Origin of the sequence: Streptomyces sp. NPDC058773 (genome assembly GCF_042746015.1) — a bacterium.
Taxonomy (GTDB): Bacteria; Actinomycetota; Actinomycetes; order Streptomycetales; family Streptomycetaceae; genus Streptomyces.
The window spans coordinates 1-3,956 of record NZ_JBHYPE010000095.1 but is presented as its reverse complement, the minus strand read 5'-3'; the positions used below and the strand labels follow the sequence as shown (position 1 = coordinate 3,956).

The following is a 3,956-nucleotide window of genomic DNA, read 5'->3' as shown; positions in this document are numbered from 1 at the left end:
GAGTCACCACTCCGAACTATCTTATTAAGCCAGTATACACTCCGCTAGCGCTACGTGACTGGTTCAGGGCTGCGCCCCGAAACCCGCTAAAACCACTGACGCGCCTGCGGCTTGTCCAACACCGCGCCGAACGGGAAAAGATTTCCCGCCCGTCCCGGCGTTATCAGGAGGCCGGATTGGCAGACAAACGCAGCAAAATGCTCACCATGTGGGTGACCGAAGATGAGCACCGCCGTCTGCTGGAGCGCTGCGACGGTAAACAGCTCGCGGCCTGGATGCGGCAGACGTGCCTGGACGAGAAGCCCGCCCGAACCGGCAAACTTCCCTCGCTCTCGCCGGCGCTGCTTCGTCAGCTTGCCGGCATGGGGAACAACCTTAACCAGATTGCCCGGCAGGTTAACGGCGGTGGCGGCAGCGGGCACGACCGCGTGCAGGTTGTCGCCGCGCTGATGGCCATCGATGCCGGACTCGAGCGGCTGCGGCACGCCGTGCTGGAAAAGGGGGCAGACGATGATCGTTAAGTTTCACCCCCGGGGGCGCGGCGGTGGCGCCGGGCCTGTGGATTACCTGCTGGGCAAAGACCGCCAGCGCGAAGGTGCCAGCGTTCTGCAGGGGAAGCCGGAGGAAGTCCGGGAGCTTATCGACGCCTCGCCCTACGCCAAAAAATACACATCCGGCGTCCTGTCTTTTGCCGAACAGGACTTACCGCCCGGCCAGCGTGAAAAGCTGATGGCGAGCTTCGAGCGGGTTCTGATGCCCGGACTCGATAAAGACCAGTACAGCGTGCTGTGGGTTGAGCACCGGGACAAAGGGAGGCTGGAGCTGAACTTCCTGATCCCGAACACGGAGCTGCTGACCGGCAGGCGTCTCCAGCCGTATTACGACCGCGCCGACCGACCGCGCATCGATGCCTGGCAGACCATTGTGAACGGCAGGCTGGGGCTGCACGATCCAAACGCGCCGGAAAACCGGCGGGCGCTGGTCACGCCGTCCGCGCTGCCGGAAACGAAGCAGGAAGCCGCCCAGGCGATTACGCGGGGTTTACTGGCCTTAGCCTCGTCCGGGGAGCTGAAAACCCGTCAGGACGTCACTGAGGCGCTGGAAAGCGCTGGTTTTGAGGTGGTGCGCACTACAAAAAGCAGCATCAGCATTGCCGACCCGGACGGGGGGCGAAACATCCGACTGAAGGGAGCCATCTATGAACAGTCTTTTAACGCTGGCGAAGGACTTAGAGCAGAAATCGAAAGCGCAGCAGCAGAGTACCGGCGAGATGCTGAAAGCCGCATTCAGCGAGCACGAGAAGTCTGTCAGAGCGGAACTGAGCGAAAGCGAGAAGAGAATCAGCGCCGCCATCCTCGAGCACGACCGGAAGCTGTCCTCAGCCATGAGCCAGCGCACGAAAGGGATGCTGCGCATGGTCAGCCAGACGTGGCTGACCATCGTCCTGGTGTCCGCGCTGCTGATCGCTTCGAGCGCGGCCATTCTGTGGTGGCAGAGTCAGCAGATACTCGACAATTACACGACCATCCGGGAGCAGAAGAGCACGCAGGCTATGCTGTCCGATCGGAACAGCGGCGTGCAGCTCTCGACCTGCGGCGATCAGAGACGCCGCTGCGTGAGGGTGAACCCGGAAGCGGGACGGTTCGGAGAGGATTCGAGCTGGATGATACTGGCGGGGAAATAGCACATGACGGAGCTGGAAAAACAGTTGCTGAGCGCATTAGAGCAGCTACAGCAGGACTACTCGAAAAGGCTGGACGAGTGGGAGAACGCCTTCGCGGAATGGCGGACGATGTCTGGTCTTATGCAACGGGAGAACGCGGCGCTGAGCGAGCGCGTCACGGTCTTGAGCAGGCAGGTGCAGAGTTTGAGCGATCAGCTGCGCCGGTTGTCGCAAGGCTGAACGGAATCGAGGCGCACCGGGAGCAGCAGCGGGCGGCGCAGCACCAGAAAGCGCTGGAGCTGGAACGATCGCAGCGCCAGCGGACGTATGACGGTCCGTCGCTGTAACAAACCGGATAAAACGGGGGGGGCGGCGCAGATCCCCGCCGAAAGCCGGTGCCATTCACCCGGTTGCATGGCTATGCAGTCGGGTGAAATTTATCTGACGCGGAATGCGCGATTTAGTGGGGAGTTTACTGCCGGTTTTACCGGGCTGACGCCGCTTTCGCGCCGAACCCGCCCTGAGGCGGTGCCGGAAAGCACTGTTATGGTAAATGCGGAGTTAATGCATGCTCTTTTGACGTCACTTTTAAACTAAATTGACGTCCTGACGTCTAGTTAGTATTATTATTTTATACAAAAATACTGGATTTATAAACATGTCTTTGGCTCCTGGTGTTGTTCGTGACTCGATAATTGAATGTTTTTTAAGGCTTGGAAGAGAAGCTTCTATTGAGGAGATAACCAACGCTGTTTATTTGAAAATTGGAGAAATTTCAAAATCTTCTGTACGTTCATATCTGAGTTTAAATACCCCTGGTCTGTTCGAACGAGTAGATCGCGGTGTCTATCGCTTAAATGGTGATGCTGGTATTACTCCCTCCTTAGATTTGACGTCTTCACCTAAGGCTGTTGGGAAATCGACGATTTTTTTTGATGATGCAATTGAATGGTTAAAAAGGCAAAAAGATAATTCAATTCATGCAGTTGTAACCGATCCTCCTTACGGATTAGTCGAGTATACAAAACAGCAGACTGAGAAACTAAGGGCAGGGAAAGGTGGTATTTGGAGAAAGCCGCCTTCCTTTGATGGACATAAGCGTGCGCCATTACCTCGCTTTACGGTTTTGCGGGAAGAAGATCTTAGAAATATATCATTATTTTTCAAAGAACTATCCTCGCAAGTCGAAAGGGTGGTTGTTCCTGGCGGGAATATAGTTATCGCATCCAACCCTCTTCTATCGCATATAGTCGCGGACTCTATGTCTACGTCTGGCTTAGAGCTACGAGGTTACATCGCGCGTCAGGTTATGACCATGAGAGGAGGGGATAGGCCCAAAAACGCCCATGATGAATTTGGAGATGTTTCTGTCATGCCACGTTCTCAATGGGAACCATGGATAGTGCTGAGAAAGCCTCTAGATGGAAGGGTTCAGGATAATCTACGAAAGTGGAAAACAGGTGGATTCAGGAGAATTTCAGCTGACAGGCCATTTGGCGATGTCATTAAATCTCATCCGACGCCAGCACATGAAAAAAAGATAGCGCCACATCCGTCATTAAAGCCGCAAAATTTCATGAGGCAATTAGTGAGGGCAGTGCTTCCTTTAGGAGAGGGGATTATTCTCGATCCATTTATGGGGGGCGGCTCCACATTAGCAGCTGCAAACCATATAGGTTATGAGAGCATTGGAGTTGAAATAGACCGGGAGTTCTTTGATTTGGCGGAGAAAGCTATCCCCGCGCTATCAGCCCTTCCAAGCAAGGAAAATAACTAAACTAAATCCTTGTAAACCCAGCTTTCTCTGAGCTTCTTCAACCCTTCTTTGTGAAGGGTTGCTGTTCTGGTTCCTAATGCACCACGATCATTACGACGGAAGTCATTTTCATCAACGTGGCAAAGATATACCTCGGTAAATTTCATCGACTTTCTGTCTGAGGCCGGTTCAGTCTCATTATCTACATTGTAGACAAATACGCACATCCATTGAGATCTTGCCCCATGAGTATCGACGGCACCCCCATTTTTCCTGGTGGTTTTTATTTCAATGCCGTCTTCCCCTGAGGAGATACTGTCATTCGGATACTTGCCTCTAACAACTAGGTCTGGATGTCCATTGAAATGCTTGTTTTCAACAAGTGATCTTGAAAATTTAGCGAGGGAAGCTGTGATCATATCTGAAATGAGGCCAGACATAGCTGCTGGTCTCATCATGTCATCAAGCCTATGCAATCCTTTGTTTGATAGTAAATTGTTCACATCATGGAAGAAGTCATAAATATCTTCCATTGCG

General features: G+C 53.4%; 5 protein-coding genes and 1 pseudogene. 5 read left to right on the top strand and 1 reads right to left on the bottom strand.

The window, feature by feature from the left end; all coding sequences use genetic code 11:
• Nucleotides 1-197: 197 nt before the first annotated feature.
• From ACFW5B_RS35165 to ACFW5B_RS35145, 5 genes and pseudogenes are all read left to right on the top strand, one after another.
• A complete protein-coding gene (locus ACFW5B_RS35165; RefSeq protein ID WP_170989424.1) occupies nt 198-521 on the top strand; it encodes a MobC family plasmid mobilization relaxosome protein in 324 nt (107 codons plus the stop codon).
• Nucleotides 460-876 (top strand): annotated as a pseudogene (locus ACFW5B_RS35160) (relaxase/mobilization nuclease domain-containing protein); the annotation flags it as partial. The gene ACFW5B_RS35165 and the pseudogene ACFW5B_RS35160, both read left to right, overlap by 62 nt.
• 322 nt (nt 877-1,198) lie before the next feature.
• Complete coding sequence (locus ACFW5B_RS35155) at nt 1,199-1,684, top strand: MbeB family mobilization protein (RefSeq protein ID WP_137502582.1); 486 nt, start codon at nt 1,199-1,201, stop codon at nt 1,682-1,684.
• A 3-nt stretch (nt 1,685-1,687) separates the two neighbouring features.
• Complete coding sequence (locus ACFW5B_RS35150) at nt 1,688-1,903, top strand: MbeD family mobilization/exclusion protein (protein ID WP_079967714.1); 216 nt, start codon at nt 1,688-1,690, stop codon at nt 1,901-1,903.
• A 418-nt stretch (nt 1,904-2,321) separates the two neighbouring features.
• Nucleotides 2,322-3,440: a DNA methyltransferase gene (locus ACFW5B_RS35145; RefSeq protein ID WP_077952212.1), complete on the top strand. Its 1,119-nt coding sequence runs from the start codon at nt 2,322-2,324 to the stop codon at nt 3,438-3,440.
• Here ACFW5B_RS35145 and ACFW5B_RS35140 read toward each other — a convergent pair.
• Nucleotides 3,437-3,956, bottom strand: a 520-nt coding sequence (locus ACFW5B_RS35140) for a hypothetical protein (protein WP_386449166.1), incomplete at its 5' end; no start/stop codon positions are given. The genes ACFW5B_RS35145 and ACFW5B_RS35140 overlap by 4 nt on opposite strands.